This window comes from Asticcacaulis endophyticus, assembly GCF_014652575.1.
In the GTDB taxonomy this organism is placed as follows: Bacteria; Pseudomonadota; Alphaproteobacteria; order Caulobacterales; family Caulobacteraceae; genus Asticcacaulis; species Asticcacaulis endophyticus.
In genome coordinates this window covers 145,284-165,033 of record NZ_BMZB01000003.1, presented here as the reverse complement: position 1 = coordinate 165,033, position 19,750 = coordinate 145,284, and the positions used below count along the sequence as shown (strand labels likewise).

General features: G+C 54.3%; 15 protein-coding genes and 1 tRNA gene. 8 read left to right on the top strand and 8 right to left on the bottom strand.

The genetic code is table 11. The features are described 5' to 3' along the window. Positions 1-9: 9 nt before the first annotated feature. Positions 10-1,689 carry an electron transfer flavoprotein-ubiquinone oxidoreductase gene (locus IE102_RS11820; RefSeq protein WP_189486876.1) on the bottom strand — a complete coding sequence of 560 codons (1,680 nt, stop codon included), beginning with the start codon at positions 1,687-1,689 and terminating at the stop codon, positions 10-12. Positions 1,690-1,794: 105 nt separating this feature from the next. On the opposite strand from IE102_RS11820, the gene IE102_RS11815 reads away from it, so the two are divergent. Together IE102_RS11815 and IE102_RS11810 are read left to right on the top strand one after the other, a co-directional pair. Next, complete coding sequence (locus IE102_RS11815; protein WP_189486874.1) at positions 1,795-2,649, top strand: uracil-DNA glycosylase; 855 nt, start codon at positions 1,795-1,797, stop codon at positions 2,647-2,649. Positions 2,650-2,822: 173 nt separating this feature from the next. Further along, on the top strand, positions 2,823-4,721 hold the full coding sequence (locus tag IE102_RS11810) for a lytic transglycosylase domain-containing protein (protein ID WP_189486872.1): 1,899 nt from the start codon (positions 2,823-2,825) through the stop codon (positions 4,719-4,721). Here IE102_RS11810 and IE102_RS11805 read toward each other — a convergent pair. Together IE102_RS11805 and IE102_RS11800 are read right to left on the bottom strand one after the other, a co-directional pair. Continuing rightward, on the bottom strand, positions 4,718-5,386 hold the full coding sequence (locus IE102_RS11805; RefSeq protein WP_189486870.1) for a glycosyltransferase: 669 nt from the start codon (positions 5,384-5,386) through the stop codon (positions 4,718-4,720). The two genes, IE102_RS11810 and IE102_RS11805, sit on opposite strands and share 4 nt — an antisense overlap. Next, the gene (locus IE102_RS11800; RefSeq protein WP_189486868.1) at positions 5,383-6,636 is read right to left on the bottom strand and encodes a class I SAM-dependent RNA methyltransferase; all 1,254 of its coding nucleotides are present in this window, start codon (positions 6,634-6,636) and stop codon (positions 5,383-5,385) included. The genes IE102_RS11805 and IE102_RS11800 overlap by 4 nt, the downstream gene beginning before the upstream one ends. A gap of 313 nt (positions 6,637-6,949) precedes the next feature. Here IE102_RS11800 and IE102_RS11795 point away from each other — a divergent pair, with 313 nt between their 5' ends. Then, a complete protein-coding gene (locus IE102_RS11795) occupies positions 6,950-7,393 on the top strand; it encodes a glycine zipper 2TM domain-containing protein (RefSeq protein WP_189486866.1) in 444 nt (147 codons plus the stop codon). Between the two features lie 115 nt (positions 7,394-7,508). Here IE102_RS11795 and IE102_RS11790 read toward each other — a convergent pair whose 3' ends face one another. Continuing rightward, on the bottom strand, positions 7,509-8,672 hold the full coding sequence (locus IE102_RS11790; RefSeq protein ID WP_229807726.1) for a glycosyltransferase: 1,164 nt from the start codon (positions 8,670-8,672) through the stop codon (positions 7,509-7,511). 298 nt (positions 8,673-8,970) lie between these two features. On the opposite strand from IE102_RS11790, the gene IE102_RS11785 reads away from it, so the two are divergent. From IE102_RS11785 to IE102_RS11775, 3 genes are all read left to right on the top strand, one after another. Further along, positions 8,971-9,993 (top strand): hypothetical protein, encoded by a 1,023-nt coding sequence (locus IE102_RS11785; RefSeq protein ID WP_189486864.1) that lies wholly within the window; start codon positions 8,971-8,973, stop codon positions 9,991-9,993. A 53-nt stretch (positions 9,994-10,046) separates the two neighbouring features. After that, positions 10,047-11,195: a hypothetical protein gene (locus IE102_RS11780; protein ID WP_189486862.1), complete on the top strand. Its 1,149-nt coding sequence runs from the start codon at positions 10,047-10,049 to the stop codon at positions 11,193-11,195. 153 nt (positions 11,196-11,348) lie between these two features. After that, positions 11,349-12,599 (top strand): hypothetical protein, encoded by a 1,251-nt coding sequence (locus tag IE102_RS11775; RefSeq protein ID WP_189486860.1) that lies wholly within the window; start codon positions 11,349-11,351, stop codon positions 12,597-12,599. Here the strand turns inward: IE102_RS11775 and IE102_RS11770 are convergent. The 4 genes from IE102_RS11770 to IE102_RS11755 form a co-directional block, all read right to left on the bottom strand. Further along, a complete protein-coding gene (locus IE102_RS11770) occupies positions 12,573-15,395 on the bottom strand; it encodes a valine--tRNA ligase (RefSeq protein WP_189486858.1) in 2,823 nt (940 codons plus the stop codon). The two genes, IE102_RS11775 and IE102_RS11770, sit on opposite strands and share 27 nt — an antisense overlap. A 158-nt stretch (positions 15,396-15,553) precedes the next feature. After that, a complete protein-coding gene (locus IE102_RS11765) occupies positions 15,554-16,120 on the bottom strand; it encodes a DUF2497 domain-containing protein (RefSeq protein WP_189486851.1) in 567 nt (188 codons plus the stop codon). Positions 16,121-16,278: 158 nt separating this feature from the next. Then, entirely contained in the window at positions 16,279-17,697 is a 1,419-nt protein-coding gene (locus IE102_RS11760) for a TolC family outer membrane protein (RefSeq protein WP_189486849.1), read from the bottom strand. 160 nt (positions 17,698-17,857) lie between these two features. Further along, entirely contained in the window at positions 17,858-18,487 is a 630-nt protein-coding gene (locus IE102_RS11755; protein ID WP_189486847.1) for a protein-L-isoaspartate O-methyltransferase family protein, read from the bottom strand. A gap of 191 nt (positions 18,488-18,678) precedes the next feature. On the opposite strand from IE102_RS11755, the gene IE102_RS11750 reads away from it, so the two are divergent. Together IE102_RS11750 and IE102_RS11745 are read left to right on the top strand one after the other, a co-directional pair. After that, positions 18,679-18,752, top strand: a tRNA-Cys gene (locus IE102_RS11750). Positions 18,753-18,925: 173 nt separating this feature from the next. Next, positions 18,926-19,657 (top strand): GDSL-type esterase/lipase family protein, encoded by a 732-nt coding sequence (locus IE102_RS11745; RefSeq protein WP_189486845.1) that lies wholly within the window; start codon positions 18,926-18,928, stop codon positions 19,655-19,657. Positions 19,658-19,750 lie beyond the last annotated feature (93 nt).

Here is a 19,750-nt window from a genome sequence, read left to right as displayed (position 1 = left end):
AGCTCACCATTACATATTTGGATAGTTCGGGCCACCCCCGCCTTCAGGCGTCACCCAAACAATATTTTGTGTCGGATCTTTGATATCGCACGTCTTACAATGAACGCAATTCTGGGCGTTGATCTGTAAGCGCGGCTTGTTTTCTTCCAATCCAACAATTTCATAAACCCCTGCTGGGCAATAGCGTTGCGCGGGCTCAGCATATTTAGCCAGGTTGATGTCGATCGGCACACGTTCATCTTTAAGGGTCAGATGAACCGGCTGATCTTCTTCGTGGTTCGTATTGGAAATGAAAACAGACGACAGTTTATCAAAGCTTAAAACGCCGTCGGGCTTAGGATAATCTATCGGCGTGAAACCGGCCGCAGGTTTGAGCGACTGAGCATCGGATTTGCCGTGTTTCAGGGTGCCCAGCACCGATACGCCGCCCAAAAGCTTAGTGACGTGCATCTCAATCCCGCCCAGAACTGTGCCTAACCCGGTGCCAAAGCGCGTTAAAATCGGCTTTACATTGCGCACCAGCTTGAGTTCTTTGGCGACATCGGATTTGTCATAGGCCGACTGATACGTCTCAAGGCTGCGGTTGGCGGGGGCTTTAGCCGTATCGGTTAAGGCTTCAAAAGCCGCGTCAGCCGCCAGAATCCCGGTTTTGATAGCATTATGGCTGCCTTTGATACGCGGTACGTTCACAAAACCCGCCCCGTCCCCGATCAGTAATCCGCCCGGGAAATTCAGCTTCGGAACCGACTGAAAACCACCTTCGGAGATGGCGCGCGCGCCATAAGAAATACGCGTCCCGCCTTCCAAGTGTTCACGAATAACCGGATGCTGCTTGAAACGCTGGAACTCATCGAACGGCGACAGGTACGGGTTCTGGTAGTTCAGGTGAACCACAAAGCCGATCGAGACGTATTCCTCACCGAAATGGTACATGAACGATCCGCCGCCGGTCTTGTCATCAAGCGGCCAGCCTAGCGTATGCTGAACGTATCCGGGCTTATGTTTATGCTTAGGTATTTTCCATAACTCTTTCAGACCAATACCATATTTCTGGTAATCAGCCCCCTTATCGAGCTCGTATTTTTTGATCACCTGTTGCGACAGTGATCCGCGCACACCTTCGGCAAAAAAAGTATACTTGGCCCTAAGCTCAAGGCCGGGCTGGAAATCCGGCTTGGGCGCACCCTTGCGATCAAGGCCGAACACACCCGCGACCACACCGGTAACCGCGCCATTATCGTCATAAAGCACTTCCGAACAGGCCATGCCCGGATATATCTCAACCCCAAGCCCTTCGGCCTGTTCCGCCATCCAGCGTGTCAAATTACCGAGCGACCCAATGTAACAGCCGTGGTTTTTCATATAATCGGGCATGGGTAGCCACGAAATATCGAGCGCGCCATGCGGTCCCAGATAAATGAACTTATCCTCAGTCACCGCGGTTTCAAGCGGCGCGCCCATCGTCTTCCAGTCAGGAAAAAGCTTTTCAAGACCCGCCGGGTCCATCACCGCCCCTGACAGAATATGCGCCCCGATTTCCGAACCTTTTTCAAGCAAAGCCACGCTAATATCGGCACCGGCTTTTTCAGCCCGCTGCTTCAATCGTATCGCCGCCGAAAGGCCCGCCGGACCGCCACCGACGATCACGACATCGTATTCCATGCTTTCGCGTTCCATCGCCTCAGACATAAGCTTTTTCGCCTTTTATATCATACGCACTTTGGTTTGATTTCGACGCCGATTGCCCGTAAAGCTATGACTGCCAAAACACATTGTATTCAATAGGGTTCCGTCTTGTCTCTGTCTGCTCCCCATGACGCCGTCAAGGCGCTTGAAAGCTATCTCGGCTTTTGGATGGATCATGACGTTGCGGAAGCCTATGAATTCCAACCTATTAACCGAACCCTTCTTGAGAATAAACCCCGCTTAACCGCTAAAACGCCCGCCGGAAAAGTTTCCGCGAACGTCAACAATCAAGTAGCGCAGACCCCGGTTAACGTCAACCTGAATGCTTTGGTGCCGGAGAATCTGCGTCATTTCGATCCGGAGATTGCCCTTAATCAGGCGCGCCATCTGGCCAGCACAGCCACCAATCTGGACGAGCTTTATGCCAACCTGTCAAAGTTCGAAGCGCTGCCTCTGCGGTATGAGGGCGGCAAAAATCTGGTCAAGGGCCGGGGTAATCCCAATGCTCGCTTGCTGATCATCGGCGATGCACCAGATGCCGAGGAAGATGAATCCGGTCTGGCCTTTGGTGGAAAATCGGGCAAGATGCTTGATCAGATGCTGTCGCAAGCGGGAGTGAGCGATCACTTTTACGCCCTGCCGGCTGTCTTTTGGCGCCCTGCCGGCAACCGACCTCTTACGGATTCGGACGCAGCCCTGATGTCGCCATTCTTACATAGTTTCATCTCAATAATTAAGCCCGATGCTGTTTGGCTCATGGGCCCCGCCGCCGTTAAGGTGGTTCTGGATGTGACGGACGGCATTCAGAAACTGCGCGGAAAAGACCTTAGTTTCAAGCCGCTTATCGGTGATCATAGCCCGGTTTTACGCGCGAGCTTCCATCCGTCCCTGTTGGTGAAACAGCCTATGGCAAAGGCATTTGTGTGGCGCGATCTGCTGGAAATGTCCCAAAGGCTTGCTTAACGCTTATTAATTCGGTACCTTCACCACTTAGTTCTTTATGTAGCGCTGTGGCGCCAATTTCGGATACACCCTGACGGAGGGACATCTTGAGACTTGATCACAGCCTTGCTTATGCGCTTACTTTAAGCCGCAACCTGCGAAAATCCTTATTGATTTCTGCGACAGGCCTATTCATGGTCGCGGGTTTTTGCCATAGCGCTATGGCCGCCGAATCCAAGCCATCAAAAGAGACGGCCACACCGGCTAAAGCCACATCAAAGTCCAAGACCGTTGCAAAATCCAAAGCAGATTCGAAGGCTAAAATCGAAAAAGCTTCCAAAAAATCTACTAAAGAGAAATCTTCTGAGACTAAAAAAACAACGCCTGCAAAAGTTGATCCCGTTAAGCCTACGCCCCCCCGACCTGAGCCGCTTATCGCTACGCCAAATCAGCCGGTGCCCTATCAGGCCATTGCCGTAGCCGCGCCGGTATTGCCAACTCTGATTGCCAAGGGACAGCCGGCAACCGGCAACATTACGCCGTGGGATGCCGAGCGCTATGATCAGGCCTTCAACCTGATCGCCAAGGGTGATTTTGAAGGCGCTCAGGAAAAAAGCTCTCAGATTGCTGATGAAACGCTCAAAGGTTATCTGGAGTTTTACAAACTCTTCAACGGTAATTATTCCTCGTCTTACGGCGAGTTAACGGCGTGGCTTGAGCGTTACTCGGATCTGCCGATGTCCATGCGCGTCTGGTCTTTGGCCAAACGCAAAAAACCTGACGGTGAAAGTGATCCGCCGTTACCCGCGCTCGCCAAAGCCTCTCCCAGAGGGGATTCGGATTCGCTAAGACTGGCCAGCCTGAACCCCGTAGCCGGTATCAACGCGGTGGCGGCGATGTTTGATCGTCCCGAACCAAGTCGGACCGAATCGACCAGCGGCAGCCTTAATCCAGATTCGTCCCTGACGCCCAAATCGGCACGCTCCGCTTATAATAACAATCAGTTAGAGCAGGCGGTTAAACTTGGTGTGCAAGTCGGCGATCGCTGGGTTGCCGGCCTCGCATCCTATCGCCTTAAACGCTACACCGAGGCCGAAAAGCATTTCGACTTCGTCATCAATGACCCAAGCCAGAACGCGTGGAGCCAGTCTGGTGCTGCCTATTGGGCCGCGCGCGCAGCCTTGATGCAGAACCAAAAGGATGAAGCTGATCGTTATTTGCGTATCGCCGCTTCGTTCCCGTTCACATTCTACGGTCTGGTCGCAGAGCAACGCTTAGGGATTGAACCGGCGGTGGCGCTGGCTCAAAAAGGCCTCCCGCCCGCGCTTAGCAACGATCCGCGCAATCTGGCACGCACCTTATCCGATGACTTCGAGTGGACGAAAACCAACGATCAGGCCAAGCGTGTCACCACCCTGATGCAGATCGGCCGCACCAATGATGCACGCGCAGAGTTGCAGGATGCCATGCAGCGTGCTTCCGATGATACGACGCGTAATCACTGGCTGGCTCTGGCGACCTATCACAAGCTGTCGGTATCCAAGTTGAAAAGCTCTGATCGCCTGTTTGATTCGTCGTCCTACCTGCAACCTGACTACGAACCCAAAGGTGGATTCGCTATCGATAAGGCTCTGGTTTTTGCCATTGCGCGTAAGGAAAGCAAGTTTAACCCCAAGGCCCAAAGCTATGCCGGTGCTTACGGGCTTATGCAACTTATGCCCGCTACGGCCGCTTTGGTTACCGGGGACAAAAAGCTGCTCACCAAACCCGCCGCCCTGCTTGATCCGGAAACTAATCTGACCATAGGCCAGGAATATATTCAGCGCCTTCTGGCCGCCAAACCCATTGGTGGCGACATACTGCGCGCGGTTGCGGCTTATAATGCGGGCCCCCGACCGGTTCAGGACGCCGTCAACGCGCTGGGTCCAGACGCCGATGCGCTCCTGATCATGGAATCAATCCCAGTGGCTCAAACCCGGCAATATGTCGAAGAGGTTATCGCCGCCTACTGGATCTATAGCCATTTGATGGGAGAAACACCCAAAAGCCTGAAACATGCGGCTCAGGACGTTCGTGCGATTAGCTTGAACTAGGCTCGCTTCGGTGGCTTAGGCGGAAAGCCCATCAAATAAGCGATAAAACTCCAGCCTTTACCAATCTGAGAAAAGGCCCAGCCTTTGCGTTTGAAACGCTCACCACTGGTAATCAGCGGCGTCGGTATCGGCCTCAATCGCGCCCGTCCCAGAGCCAGATCCATGCTCAGGGCTTCATAGGCCGCCTGATCCTTATAACCGCCCACTGCATCATAGAGTGCGCGCGACATAAACAGGCCGTGATCCCCGGATGGCGCGCCAAACCAGCGCGCCCGAAACGCCAACGCCTCAGCCCAAAATGCCGCCAGCCATGACGGATCATCAAAGGTAAGCCGAAAATAACCTGCACGCTGCGGGTATTGGCGCATATGCAGGTGAATCTGATCCATCCAGCCCTCACCCAACTGTGAGTCCGAGTGCAGGATCAACAACCAATCCCCCCGCGCCTCACGACAACCCTGCCACAGTTGCAGGCCTCTACTGGCATCGGCATGAACGATGCGGCAGCCGGTTGAGTCGGCAATCTCTAAGGTCGCATCGGTTGAGCCGCCATCGACCACAATAACTTCTTTGATCAGCCCCTCAACTACCCCCGGAACCAGCGCGCTTAATGTGCGCACCAGCGAATCTTCGGCATCGATCGTGGGGATGATGACCGATATCATCGTGACAACACCCCGATCACCTCGACATGGCCCGACCACAGAAACTGATCAATCGGTGCTACGCTATCGAGAGCAAATCCGGCATCACGAAGGATGCGCACATCGCGGATAAAGGTCTGCGGATTACAACTAACAGCCACCACACGTTTGACGGATGACAGGGCAATCTCACGGGCCTGATCTTCGGCGCCTGCGCGCGGCGGATCAAAGACAATCGCGTCAAATCCGTTCATTTCCGCCGCCAGCATAGGACGCCGGTAAAGATCGCGCACCTCAGCCGTTATGGTCTTAAGTCCAGAGACCCGGCCCATTGCCGATTTCAAGGCCCCAATAGCACCCGCCGCCCCGTCAGCCGCATAGACCACCGCCTGCTCCGCCAGCGGGAAAGTAAAGGTGCCCGATCCGCAAAACAGATCGGCCACCTTCTTGGCGCCCGCCACAGCCTGCGTGACCAGACGCACCATGTCGGCTTCCGATTTTGGACTGGCCTGCAAAAAAGGGGCAAACGGCAGATCGACCATCGCCCGCCCAAAGCGCACCTGCGGCGCTCTGGCCATATATTGAATTTCATCAGACATCGTGACGCGCGCAAAATCAGCCGCCGATGCGGTCATGGCAATCTGCATCCGCCCGTCCGCGCTCAAGCCTCCGCTTTTGGAGCGCTCTACACCGCGAATGTCGATATCGAGCCCCGTTTCGGAGACTGTTACATTCAAAATGGGGGCTGACTTAGGGTGTTCAAACAGCGCCTGCGCCAGTTCGGTCAGGTGTGGAAGCGCTGCCACAATACGCGGGTCGGCCACCGGGCATTCTTCGATACGCACCTGATCCCAGGACTTGCGCATCTTAAAGCCCAGTTCGACCCGGAACGTGCCTTTTGGGCCGTTGATGCGTTTGGCATGAAGCCCGACGCGCCGGCGTGTATGAGGCGGCGTGGTCAGTATCGGCTCAACCGACGTTTCAAGGCCAGCCTTGGTCAGCATAGATGCCACCAGATCGTGCTTCCACGCGCTATAGGCGTTCATCTCCCAATGCTGAAGCGCACAGCCGCCGCAGCGGCTGAAATGGCGGCAAAGGGGCGCTACGCGCTCCGCACTTGGGGCAAGCACTTCGATCAGATCGGCGCGGTCTTTGTGGATTTCAGCGCGCACCGTTTCGTTCGGAAGAGTGAGCGGCACAAATACGCCATCGGCGGTGATGCCGTCGCCCTGAAACCCTATATGGGCAATCGATAAGGTTTGTTGCGCCATAGGCTTTGAACTCAAACTGACGTGAAGGAGGCTTCTCATAGGGCCTTAGCAAGGATTTGAGAAGGGCTGGCGAAATTTAGGCCGGTTTTAGTCCCGAAAAATCTGAATTATTTTCACCAACCACCAAATACGCAGCCCGCAACAACTAATAAGATTATGATTTAATACAATAATTTAAAATATAGCATCTTTGAACATGAACGAAAATGAACGAACGTCTCAAATCCCGTTCATATTGGAGAGCTTATAAAGGTCCTCAACAACGGTGATGAAAGGTTCTTCACCACCGCCTTTCAAGTTAAAGGAGCAAACCATGTTGAAGATTACCAAGACACGTAAGATCGCTTTGTCGGCCCTGGCGGCCGCCACCATGATCACCACCGTCGCCGCCCCCGTAACCGCTTCGGCCCGCGACCGTTATAACACCTGTTCGGTTGATCGCTCAAACGGTAAGGCCAATGGCGCGATTATCGGTGCCGTCGCCGGTGCGGCCTTGGGTAACGGGGTATCTGCCCGTAACGCCAAGACCGAAGGCACTATTCTGGGCGCCGTTCTTGGGGCCGCTGTAGGTTCGCAGGTCGGTAAGAGCAACGCCGATTGTGAACCACGCTACAATAGCGGTTATCAAAACAACGGCTATGGCCGCCCGCGTTATGAGTATCGCCAAACCAGCTACGGTAATGACCGCTACGACCGTTACGATGATCGCCGTGATCGTCATGACGACCGCTACGACCGCCGTAGCGACCGCTGGTAATAGATAAGGTCCGGGGATCGGCTTCCCGCTCCTCCCCTTATCCCCCGCTGGTTTCCGGACCTTACCCCCACCCTCTGCGCCCCCCTTTACACTATGGGGCGCGGAGGGTGATTTTTTAGACGCCCTTCTTACGGTTCCAGGCAAAGGCTTTGGCACCCCAGTAATTCCAAACCCCGCTCAAAAGTGCCGCGCTAACACCTGCGGCAAACCAGTGAACCCCCAGGTAGTCCTTTAGCAAAATAGCGACCCCAAGGCTCAACAAAGCCCCGATACTGCACGCAAAATAGAACCCGATCAGTCCGGTGACCATGGGCCATCCGCTCAGTCGTTTATCGCGGAAGGTAATGATATTATTGATATAAAAATTCCAGGTCATAGATAGCCATATGGCCAGACCATAATTGATGATGTCGTCGAACCTGACCTGATAACGATAAAGGGACATTTCGCCGTCCACGCGCGTTACGGCATGGCTTAAGGCCAGCACAAGAGCATAAACAAATACGCCCGAAACACCGACCACGCCGAACAGGACAAATCGTGCCGACAGGAAGCCATTGGTCGCTTTTTCAACCAATAACGCCGCCAGATCCAGCACAACCCGCACATCAAGCTTGGATTCACCCCCCTGGCGTTGACGCAGGGCGGCCTTGACCTCACCGAATTTGGGCCGAACCGACGCCGATGCCACCAGATCCACCAGAATCTTGAATCCAACTCCGGTCAGCTTAGGGCGCGCCTTAAGATACCACTCACGCGTCATGATGAAACAGCCGCTTAACGGATCGGTCAAAGGTGCCTTCAGCACTAAGCCGGATACTGCGGTTGCGGCCCTGGAGCCCAGATCACGGAACCAGCTAAGCCCGGTATCAGCATCGCCCAAATAACGCGAGACGCACATCAGGTCTTTTTTCTCAGCCATGATCTTATCGGCCATTTCGCGAATCGCCTTTGGGTCATGCTGACCGTCACCATCCATCACCCCCAGATAGCGTCCGCGGGCGTGGTCCCAGCCCATGATCGCCGCCGACGACAGGCCACGCTCATTGTAGCGGACATGCAGATGCACACGCGGGTTCGTCTGGGCCAGATCGAGAACTTCGGATTGGGTCTGATCTTTTGAGTCATCGTCCAGAACGATAATCTCGTAATCGATACCCGTCAGAGCGTCACAAATCTCTGTGACCACACTTCGGATAGCGGCACCTTCGTTGAGGGTGCAGATAATCATGCTGAGATCAGGTGCGCCGGGCCCTGCCTTGGTATCAACGTCCGACAAAAAAAACTCCTGATTTAGCTAATTCTTCGTAAAAATGCCTATGGCCTGCTATAGCGGCAAGATAATGTCCAGCCAATAGGGTGTGTAGGTGTCTTTTGATTCTGGAAAAACACTTTTAACGCTAAAAGTGAAACACTACGCGATAATATTCTTGTTTTGCCTGCCTATCCTCTCAGGGCTTATTGGCAAGATAGGTAAATCAAAGGCTTGGCTCGGTGACTATCAAGCCATTGCCTGTGCGGGCCAAAAGGTAATCGAATCACAGCCTATCTATGATTTTCAGTTGGCCTGCGAAGGCATGCGTCCAGCGGTTTTCGTCTATTTGCCGTTCATCGCGGATACGGCGGCCTTTCTGGCGCGTATTTTTGGACAAACCGACCTGCAAACGCTCTATGCCGTCATCTATGTATTCAGCCTTTTGGCGCTGGCCTGGCTGATCTATCTGCGTAAGGCAACTCCGGCCACGTTGATCCAGAAAATCCCGTTCGCAGCCTTCCTGACCGGCAGTGCGGTCGTGTGGGGCAATATTGCCGTTCTGTGCCATGCGGCGGTCGGTTTTAGCGCTTTGCTGGTCGCCAGCAGCTTTTGGTGGGGACCGTGGGTATTTGTGGCTATTGTCGCCGCCTGCGGTAGCGTAAAGCCCGTCTTTCTGACCTATCTGGCGGTGGTGCTGTTCATGCAGGGCTCCATTTACAAACGCCTGATCCTATTTGGCAGCGGGGCGGTTTTGGGCCTGCTGCCGACCGTTTTGTTCGCTCTCGACGGTTCGGCCTTGTCTCAGGAATGGCGTGATACGCTGTCTTACTTCGTCTACCAACTCACCCCCGGCGAAAGTTATTACGGTTGGCTGTCCCTGTTCGGTCTTAAGGCTGATGGAGCTTTGGCGGGCTTAGGTTTTCTTGGGTTCGCGGGCCTTCTCACCCTTGCCGGTTTTGCCATTGCCGAAGGCCTGAAATTGTCCGCCACTGAGCGCGTATGGCTTGGCCTTAGCTTGGGGGTGTTGATGATCCCTCGCCTGATGTCGCAGGATGTATTTTTAATCGGTATAGGTCTGGTGGTAATTGCCCTTAACAGCCAGTCCTTAGCTGCATCCAGCAAACTCATGAACTGGATCAAGAACAAAGGATTGACGGTTCTGGCGTCGATCTGCGTCTTTGTGCTTATCGGCAATGCGGTTGAACTCGGTGATTATACCACGCGCATCGCGACACTGGCTTTGAGTCTCTACGTCCTGATCGTAGGCTTTATGGCTTTCAAAAATGTGCCCGAAGCCATAATGTCTGCCCTATCACATCGGCCACCAGAGCGTTCAAACCCATGAACGCGCTGGACTGGTTAACTCAAAAAACCAGAAGCCGGTGGTCTTTGGGGCTTATGGTGTTCTTTTTTACCTTGCCGGTAACCTCAAGCCTTATTGGGCGCCTGACAAAGGGCAAGTGGTGGCTAAATGATTTCGATGCCCTGCTCTGCGGCGCGGATCACATCCGGCGCGGATTGTCGCCCTATGACCTTGCCCCCATGTGTGAAGGCCTTAAACCTGCCGCCTATGTCTATGCGCCACAGGTGGGAAAGGCCCTGATCCCTGTTATTGAGGCTATCGGGCTTGATGGCGCACGATTGGCTTATGCCGCCCTTCTCATCCCGCTTATTTTACTGATGGCATGGTACAGCCTTGGCAAACGCTTCGATCATGTCCCATTGCGACTGAGAGTTCTGGGATGCGGCTTGCTGACCGGCTCATCGATCGCCAGCGGGAATATCGGCCTTTTTCTGCACGGTGTCATTCTTCTGGCAGCCCTTGGACTTCATAAATCCCGCTGGCCCTTTTTGCTGGCAGTCGTCTGCGCCTCAGCCATTAAGCCTACCCTACTGACCTATCTGATCGTCTTGATCTATCAGGATAAACCCATAATCAGCCGATTAGGGTTCAGCAGCCTTGGAGCGATTACAGGCCTTGCCGTCGTCGCGTCCATTTTCGCTACGGCCGGGCCGTTATATGATGTCTGGCAGGCCCGGATCGCTGAGATTGTGGTGTCCGAACAGGCCGGCATGAGCTTCTTCGCCTGGGCCGCCGCCGCCGGACTTGGAGCCTCTTCGCCATTTACGTTGGCGGGATATGTGTTATTCGCCGTTGTAATGGCTGTTTGCGGATGGTTTATAGCTGAACACGCGGGCGCCACACGGGATGAACGCATATTGCTGGGACTGGGCATGGCGCTGCTGCTCAATCCCCGTCTGATGGATTATGACCTTCTGATATTGCCTGCCGTCATGGCTCTGGTCGTTTCCCTCAGCCGGACTTTAGGAGACAAGACGTTACATTGGGTCAGTTTAAGCTTTGTAATCGTATCCTTTGCGACCCTTATGCTACGAATGGCAGACATCGAAGGCTGGTCACCCGATGCGTTTGCGGTGCTTGCCTACTGCGGGCTGATTATTTTTTCAGGGCTAAAGCTGATCAAACGTCACGGCCCCGACACAATGCAGGTCTTTTTAAAGTCGCTCAGAAGACCCAGTGTGTAATTACCGCCACAGTTTACTCAAACCTAACGGCATAAACGCTTTTTATCGCGCTCGACACAATTGCAACCACATTCGGGTCTTATTCCGCCTCAATTCACGCTCAGTTGGATGAAAACCTAAGATAACAATCCATCCAAGCCTTAGTGAATTTCAATGCTTAACCGACTACCGGTTTTCAGAACCGACGCCCCTGCATGGCTGTCGTCCCGCCTGACCTCGCCCACAGCGCTGGGGTGGTATATATTTGCCTTTACGTCGCCTTTGATCGGTGGGCTCATCGGACGTATTATCAAAGAACGTCCATGGCTGGTTGATTTCGATGCGCTGGCCTGTGCGGGCGATCATATGACGCGCGGCCTTTCGCCCTATGATATCACCCCGTTCTGTCAGGGCATGAAGGCCACCCCCTATGTTTATGCCCCTCAGATCGCGGGCGTTTTTGGCCACATGATCGAAGCCCTGAGCTATGATCTGCTGAGACTTAGTTATGTTCTGGCATTGGCCATAGCTCTGGGCTTTATTGGCTGGGTCGGCATGGTCAAGGCGATGCCCCATGCGCCCAATGCCCTGCGCATTCCGGTCTACGCCATACTGACCGGTGGCAGCATCGCCTCTGGCAATATTGGCATATTGCTGCACGCCATCATTCTGTTGTGCGCGTTGCAGCTAGATAAACAGCGCTGGCCATTCATACTGGCCGTTATTTTCGGCGCCTTCTTCAAACCGACCCTGATGACCTATTTCATTGTGCTGCTCTATCAGGATCGTCCGCTAAAATCGCGTCTCGTGACCGGCTTCACGGCGGGCAGCGCCGGAATCCTCGCCTATCTGGCTCTGATTAAATCGGCAGGCCCCCTCAGCGACGAATGGCGCGCCAGCCTTGATCAGATCGTCATGACCGAACAACCCGGCATAGGCTTCTTTTCATGGATGCCGTGGATCGGATTGGAACCCAGTTCCACACCGTCTCTGATTTTAGCCGCGCTTTTCATGGTGACAGTCGCGGCTTTGGGCTTTGCCATGGCCCATTGGGGCAAGATCACGGCCTTTGAGCGCATTATGCTGGGGCTGGGTGTGGCTCAGCTTCTGAACCCGCGGCTGATGGATTACGACATCCTCTACATCGCCCCCGCCGTGGTGTTGATGGCGACGATGAGCCGGCATCTGGGGTTGCGACAATACCAAGCGGTGACCTGGGGGCTGTTGATCATGTGCGCCTCGATCCTCCTGATCAACAATTGGGACGCCAATGCCCTGCCCATCATTCCGATGTCAGGCTTAGGCATCACGCTGTTGATGCTGTGGGTCGGCAGCCAGATCGTCTGGCTTAATCGGGAAAAGCTGATCGCGCCGTTTACGGGGCTTAAAAAGCCCCGCTTACAGGGCGGCCTTGAGCCGCTCTAGGGCGGCCGCCAGCTTGGCTTTACCACCTTCGGCCTCGGCTAAGCGTTCGCGGTTTTCTTCGATCACCTCTTCCGGGGCTTTTTTGACAAATTCGGGATTATCAAGTTTACGGCGCGTGCCGTCGATCGACTTGTCAAAGGCGGCAATGTCTTTCAACAGGCGCGCTTCCTCGGCCTTGAGATCGATGAACTCGGCAATCGCCAGATGGGCGGTGGCTTCGGCGCTGACGAACGGTACAGACCCCGCCTGAGCCGTTTCCGACACCGAAACCTCCGACAACCGCCCTAAGAACAGTATCAAATCACGGTGGGTTTCAAGGCGAGCCTTGGTTACGCTGGATGCGCCGGTTAAGCTTAATGGCGCGCGGGCCGATCCGGGCACATTCATTTCCGAACGGATGGAGCGAACCTCGGAAATCAGGTCGATCAGCCAGTTAATTTCGTCATCAGCCGACGCATCAATCCAGTCGCCCTTAAACTCAGGCCATGTCTGAACAATCAGGTGGTTCGGACGTGCGCCGTTAGCGGTCTTATCCCACAGTTCTTCGGTGATGAACGGCATGACCGGATGCAGCAGGATCAGGCACTGATCCAGAACCCATGCCGTCGTGGCGCGGATTTCGGCCTTAGCGGCCTCATCATCGCCGTTCAGGATCGGTTTCGCCAGTTCCAGATACCAATCGCAGACCACGTTCCAGACAAATTTATAGAGCGCCGATGCTGCATCATCAAACGCGCAGGCCTCTAATGCTGTGGTCACCGCCTGCACCGTCTTTTGAACCTCACCGCGTATCCAGCGGCTAAGAGTCAATTTTACGTTCGCCGGATCAAAATCTTCGACATGGGCGCATTCGTTCATCTGAGCGAAGCGCGCGGCATTCCATAGCTTGGTGCCAAAGTTACGGTAGCCTTCGATGCGCTGTTTGGCCAGCTTAATATCACGCCCCTGCCCTGACATGGCGGTCATGGTGAAACGCAAGGCATCGGCGCCGAATTCATCAATCAGCACCAGCGGGTCCATAACATTGCCCTTGGACTTGGACATTTTCTGACCCTTGTCATCGCGGACCAGCGCATTGATAAAGACCCGCTCAAACGGGGCCTTCCCGGTAAAATGCAAGCCCATCATCATCATCCGGGCGACCCAGAAGAAGATGATATCAAAGCCGGTAATCAGGGTATGGGTCGGATAAAAGCGCTCCAGGTCTTTGGTCTGCTCAGGCCACCCCATCGTCGAAAATGGCCACAGTGCTGACGAGAACCAAGTGTCGAGAACATCTTCGTCCTGACGAAGCTCAACAGCCGTAATCACTCCATTTTGCCTGAATGCAGTAAATGTATTGCCAAAAGAAATTGGAATATTTCCATAGTAGTCTTTTGCTTGTTTTAAAATCTCGTCTTGATCCTCGCCTACAAATATTTTGCCTGCAAATCTGTCCGGATTATCAGCTTCAAGAGGCGGGCCGAACCACGCAGGAATACGGTGCCCCCACCAAAGCTGACGCGAGACACACCACGGCTCAATGTTTTTCAGCCACTCAAAATAGGTCTTCTCCCAGTTCTTAGGCTCAAAAACCGTGCGACCATCTTCGACAGCCGCAAGCGCGTCTTTAGCCAATTCACCGGCATTGACGTACCACTGATCGGTCAGATAAGGCTCAATCACTACTCCGGAACGGTCACCATGCGGCACCATATGACGGGTCTTTTCGATCTCTTTCAGTAGCCCCAGATTTTCCATCTCAGCGATGATAGCTTTACGCGCCGCGAAACGATCTAAACCTCGCAGATTATCAGGGATATCTTTATACTCAGGCGCATTAAAGTAGCTTGGAACAATCCGAGCTTCACCATCTAAAATGCTTAAAGACTGAAGGTTGTGGCGCTTGCCGACCTGAAAGTCGTTAAAATCATGGGCGGGCGTGATCTTAACAGCACCGGAACCCTTGGCCGGATCAGCGTATTCGTCGGCCACAATCGGGATACGCCGACCAACGATCGGTAGAACGACCTCTTTGCCGACTAAGCCCTTATAGCGCTCATCATCCGGATGCACGGCCACCGCCGTATCACCCAGCATGGTTTCAGGGCGGGTGGTCGCCACAACGATATAGTCGCGCGTCTCAAAGGTCTCATTGCCCTCTTCATCCTTGACCGGATGCTGATACGTCAAGCCATCGGCCAGCGGATAGGCGAAGTGATAATAGGCCCCATCGACTTCCTTTTGTTCGACCTCAAGGTCTGAAATCGCCGTCTGAAAATACGGGTCCCAGTTGACCAGGCGTTTATCGCGGTAAATCAGGCCCTCTTTATGCAATTGCACAAACACCTTGCGCACCGCGGCGGAGAGGCCCTCATCGAGCGTAAAGCGCTCCCGCGACCAATCGCAGGATGCGCCCAGACGACGCAACTGACCGACAATCGTCCCGCCCGATTCGGCTTTCCAGTCCCATACCTTTTGCACAAAGGCCTCACGGCCCATATCCCGGCGCGATTGCTGCCCCGCAGCCGCCAGTTGACGCTCAACCACCATCTGAGTGGCAATACCGGCGTGATCCGTCCCCGGCAGCCACAAAGCTGCCTTCCCGCGCATCCGCTCAAAGCGGATCAGCACGTCCTGAAGCGTATTATTCAGCGCATGGCCGATGTGCAGCGATCCCGTCACATTGGGCGGCGGTATCACAATCGAAAAGCTCTCAGCCCCTTCTTTGTCAGTCGGCTTAAAGGCACCGGACGTTTCCCACATCTCATAAAGGCGCGGTTCAACGGATTTCGGATCGAAAGTCTTTTCTAACATGCTCAGGCTTTGACAATAAAAACAGGAAGGGAAAACAAAAACGGCGCCCGCAATGGACGCCGTTCTCTCTATAACCATTTGTGGTGAAGCGGAAGGGCTTAGAGCGCATGCCGAAAAGTGTGAAGCGGTTTTCGGATAAAATGCGCGTTAAAAAAAATCTAACGCCTAGCTTGGCGTGCGATACGCTCGACTTCAAGGCGGACTTGTTCTTCAACAATAGTGGCCAGATTTTTATCCAGCCAGTCCTGAAGCATAGGCCGCATCAGTTCTTTAAGGACGTCCTCTAAGGTGCGACCGTCTTTCGGCACCAGCAAGGCATTGGTCAGGGCACCAAAGGCATTCGCCGCCGTGCTCTCCGTCCGGTCGCTGACCAGACGCGACGCGCCAAAATCAGGTTCCGGTGCCGAATAAACCGGCTTGGGTTCAGGCTTAGGCGCAGGGGGCGCCACGGCCGCCACCGGTTCATAGGCATCCAGATCACCAATCGACGCCACCGGTGCGGCCACATAAGGCTCGGTCAGTTCCAGAACGTCATCTTCAGGCTCGTCTTCTTCAAACGCTGCCATCGGTTCCGGCTCCGGTTCAGGCGCAGGTTCCGGTTCAGCAACCGCCACTTCGGCCGGTGCCTCAGCCGCCTCTTCAGGCGCATCATCTTCGGAGATGATGCGGCGAATGGAGGCAAGAATTTCCTCCATAGTCGGCTCGTGTGCGGATTGGTCTGACATGGTAATATCGCCGTTGAATCGGAAAACTGTGCTATAAAGACACGGCTTAAGGGATTTTGGCAACTCTTAAGCTTATAAGCCGCCCATTAATTCGCGAAACGGGCTAATTTTCCTGTTACTCATTGAAAAATCAGCCTGTTTTGCAATGGCGAAAATGACTACTTTTCAGTCATACCATCCGTAACGCCCGCGCCAAGACCGTCAATTGCGCGAATCACCGGCTCAATTGTCATGCCTTTATTCTTGACGCGATCAAAGTTCTTAGCGGGGTCATAAACCTCAACCTGGGGCACCAGTTCACGCGCATTCAGGCTGCCCATAACCGCCAAAAGCTGGGATGAGGCCACATATTCGTCGCGCTGGGCATTGATCAGCGCCAACTGTGCCGACCGATATTCCTGCTCGGCATTCAGCACTTCGATATTGGTGCGAAGCCCCACCTGAAACTCCATCTTGACACCTTCAGCCGCAAGGCGGGTGGCGCGCACCTGCTCCTGATTGGCTGCCGTTGCCGACTTGGCCGCCACCATTTGCGCCCACGATGATGACGTATCCTGAATGACGCCGCGGCGGCTTTCTTCGACCGTCATTTTTTGGGCCATGTGACCTTCTGCGGCCTGGCGAATGCGTGAGGTGTTAAACCCGGCTGAAAACAATGGGATCGACAGGCGCAAGGTCGCAGAAGCCGCATCGCGGTTATCGAGATTATTGAAATCATTGGTCGGTGCAAACGCGCCGTAACTGGCAGATAATCCAACCGTTGGCCCCAGATTTGACCGCGCCGCCTTGACACGAGCCCGCGCGGCAGCTTCGGCAAACAAGGCCGAGTTCAGATCAGGGTTATATTTTTCAGCCGCATTCAGCGCCAAATCAAAATCGGTAGGTACGTTGGGCAGCGCTGTCTCCGGCTCCAGATTGGTCGGGGCCTGACCAACGATGGCGATATATGACGCGCGGCTGGTGTCCAGTTGCGCCTTGGCTTGCGCCAGAGACGCCTGCGAGGCCGCAAGACGCGCTTCGGATTGCGCCACATCCGTGCGGGTGTTGTCGCCGACCGAGAAGCGCGCATTGGCCTCGTCCAGTTGGCGCTTCAAAACCTCATAATTTTCCTGACGGATGCGCAGGGCTTCCTGATCGCGGCGCACGGCGGTATAGACCGAAATCACATTCAACAGAACCGATTGCTCGACCGACCGCAGGCCTTCTTGGCCGGCCAAAACATCAGCCTTGGCGGCATCCAGTGTCGATACCAATGCGCCCGAAGCAAAAATCGGTTGGCTGGCGGATAGGGTCAGAGAGGTGGATGAGCGGTTGCCAGACAGATCCGGCAGATCATTGTAACCGACATCCGCACCTGCATTCAGCGAGGGCCCCAGGCTGGAGCGGGCCTGCACATAGGTTTCATCCTGCGCCCGTTGAAGGGCACGTTGTCTTTGTATGGTCGGGTTGCTGGCATAGGCCATGGCTATGGCATCCGTCAGCGTCTCGGCGGAGGCCAGTCCGGCCCAACTGCCCCCAGCCAATAGCGCCAGAACGCTTAAACCGACACGTAACCGAACAGACTTCGCACCCGACATAAATAACTTCCCTAAAAAGATTAATGACGCCCCTGTGCGTCATGCCCCTGCGCCGTTGGGCGCGAAGAACCCTTGGGGTCATCTCTGGCACAAGTTACGGTATTTGGCGAATTAAGCTTTTTTCACATTTGCCATATGCGTGGAAATGTCGCAGGTAAACTCAGAACACAAAACTTTTGGTCTTCTCGAAGCCCGACAGGATAGATGGCGACGAATCAAAAACTTCACCGGCGGATACCCCGGAATCAAGCTTCGTAAAGACAGTCGCCTTGCCGACAGCAGAGGTGCGCACCACCACACCGAGACGGCCGCCGATCTTAAGCGCCTTAAGCCAGGCATCAGGCACTTCGCTAACAGCGCCTTCGATAATAATCAGGTCGTACTCACCCGCCACAGGGGTTGCAAAGCCTTGAGTCTGCGTCTTAACGCCGAGGGTTTTAAGATAAGGCTCAACAACCGCCAGGGTGCGCGCATCTTCTTCCTGCACAATCACATCAAGGCCAGCATGCGCCAGAACCGCCCCCGCATAAGGTGCGGCGATCGCCAGAACGCTTTCACCGGCCTTGGGCGACAGAACGTGCATAAGCTTGGAAATATCGCGGGCCTTCATGAGGTAACGGTTCGGCGCGATCATAGCCTCAACTTCACCATAGGCGGCAAAGCCCTGAGATTGCGCGCACAAACGCTCGCGCTCAACATGGCGCATAGCCCGTTGCAAAGCCATGTCGGTGACATCGTTCACACGCACCTGAGATTCGACCATATTATTGCGAGCGGCGACGTAATCCATGTTCAGACCCTTTAAACGCAGGAGAGATTCCCTTGCTTATAGGCGCTCAAAAGCATTTCAGCAATTCTCCCAACCGCCAAAATAAGCCATAAAAATAAGAGTTTTCCAAACAATTCTGATAGCGGCACCGCAAAATCAATTGCAGCCACGCATATGATCTGATAGCTGCACTGACCTCGACGCTCTCGGATGGCCTGATGGCGGAGCGGTTACGCAGCGGATTGCAAATCCGTGTAGCCCGGTTCGACTCCGGGTCAGGCCTCCAACTTCCCTCAACGACATAGATCACAACCCTCATGAACTGAGGGCCATTTTGCTATGGCCGGGGTTTTGCTTAGACACGCGCAGCACTGCGCGGCCATACCATAACATTACAATTGCACTTATAGATTGCAATTTGTAAAGATACACCCGAACTTACATTTATATCGAGTCACCATGCCCACGTCCTCACTCCACCTTCCAGTTCCCACAACTTCGGTTAAGACGTTTTCCTATCGCCTGCGTCTGGCGTGGTTGCTGCTACCCGCGTTTATATCAGCCACAGCGCTGGCCGGCGCTGCAGGATGGAAGCTTGGCAAAGATAATGGCTGGGAAAACGCTCAGAAAAATCAGCCCATCGCCCATTTCCCACAAAGGCTTAACGCCATAAAATCGCAAGCCGGTCAGATGGAAGCCAAAACCATTATTTTTGGAGACAGCCTGACTGAGTTTGCGAAACTTGATACCCTCTGCGGCACGCCTGTGCTTAACGCAGGCGTCAGCGGCGCGACGATCCAGGACACCGCCGGCTGGACCGATGATTTGATTGCATCATCCTCGCGGCCTGAACGTCTGGTTTTTGCCCTTGGCACCAATAACGCCAAGACTTACCTTACTAAGGCACAGCCGGTTGAACCAACACTGGCGGCCTACCGCACACTCATCACCCGTTATAAGGGCTATGATATTGCGATTGCAACTATACCTAATATCGGCGCCGCGGCCGCAGATCGTTTTGATCAGGCCTATATCGACAGCCTGAACGCAGGTATTCGTACTTTGGCGAATGAGACCGGCGCGAAGCTTATTGAACTGGGACAGCCTATTCCAACGCGTGACGGTGTGCACTTACAGCCCGGTGCCTACAGCATCTGGACTACGCAAATGGCCAGCGTCTGCAAGGCATGATCTGCGCTCATGGCAATGGTTGATTTAAATTATAACGCCGATACGATATTCATATTTCATTAACTCAAATCAGTCAGACAAGTATTGTCTTTG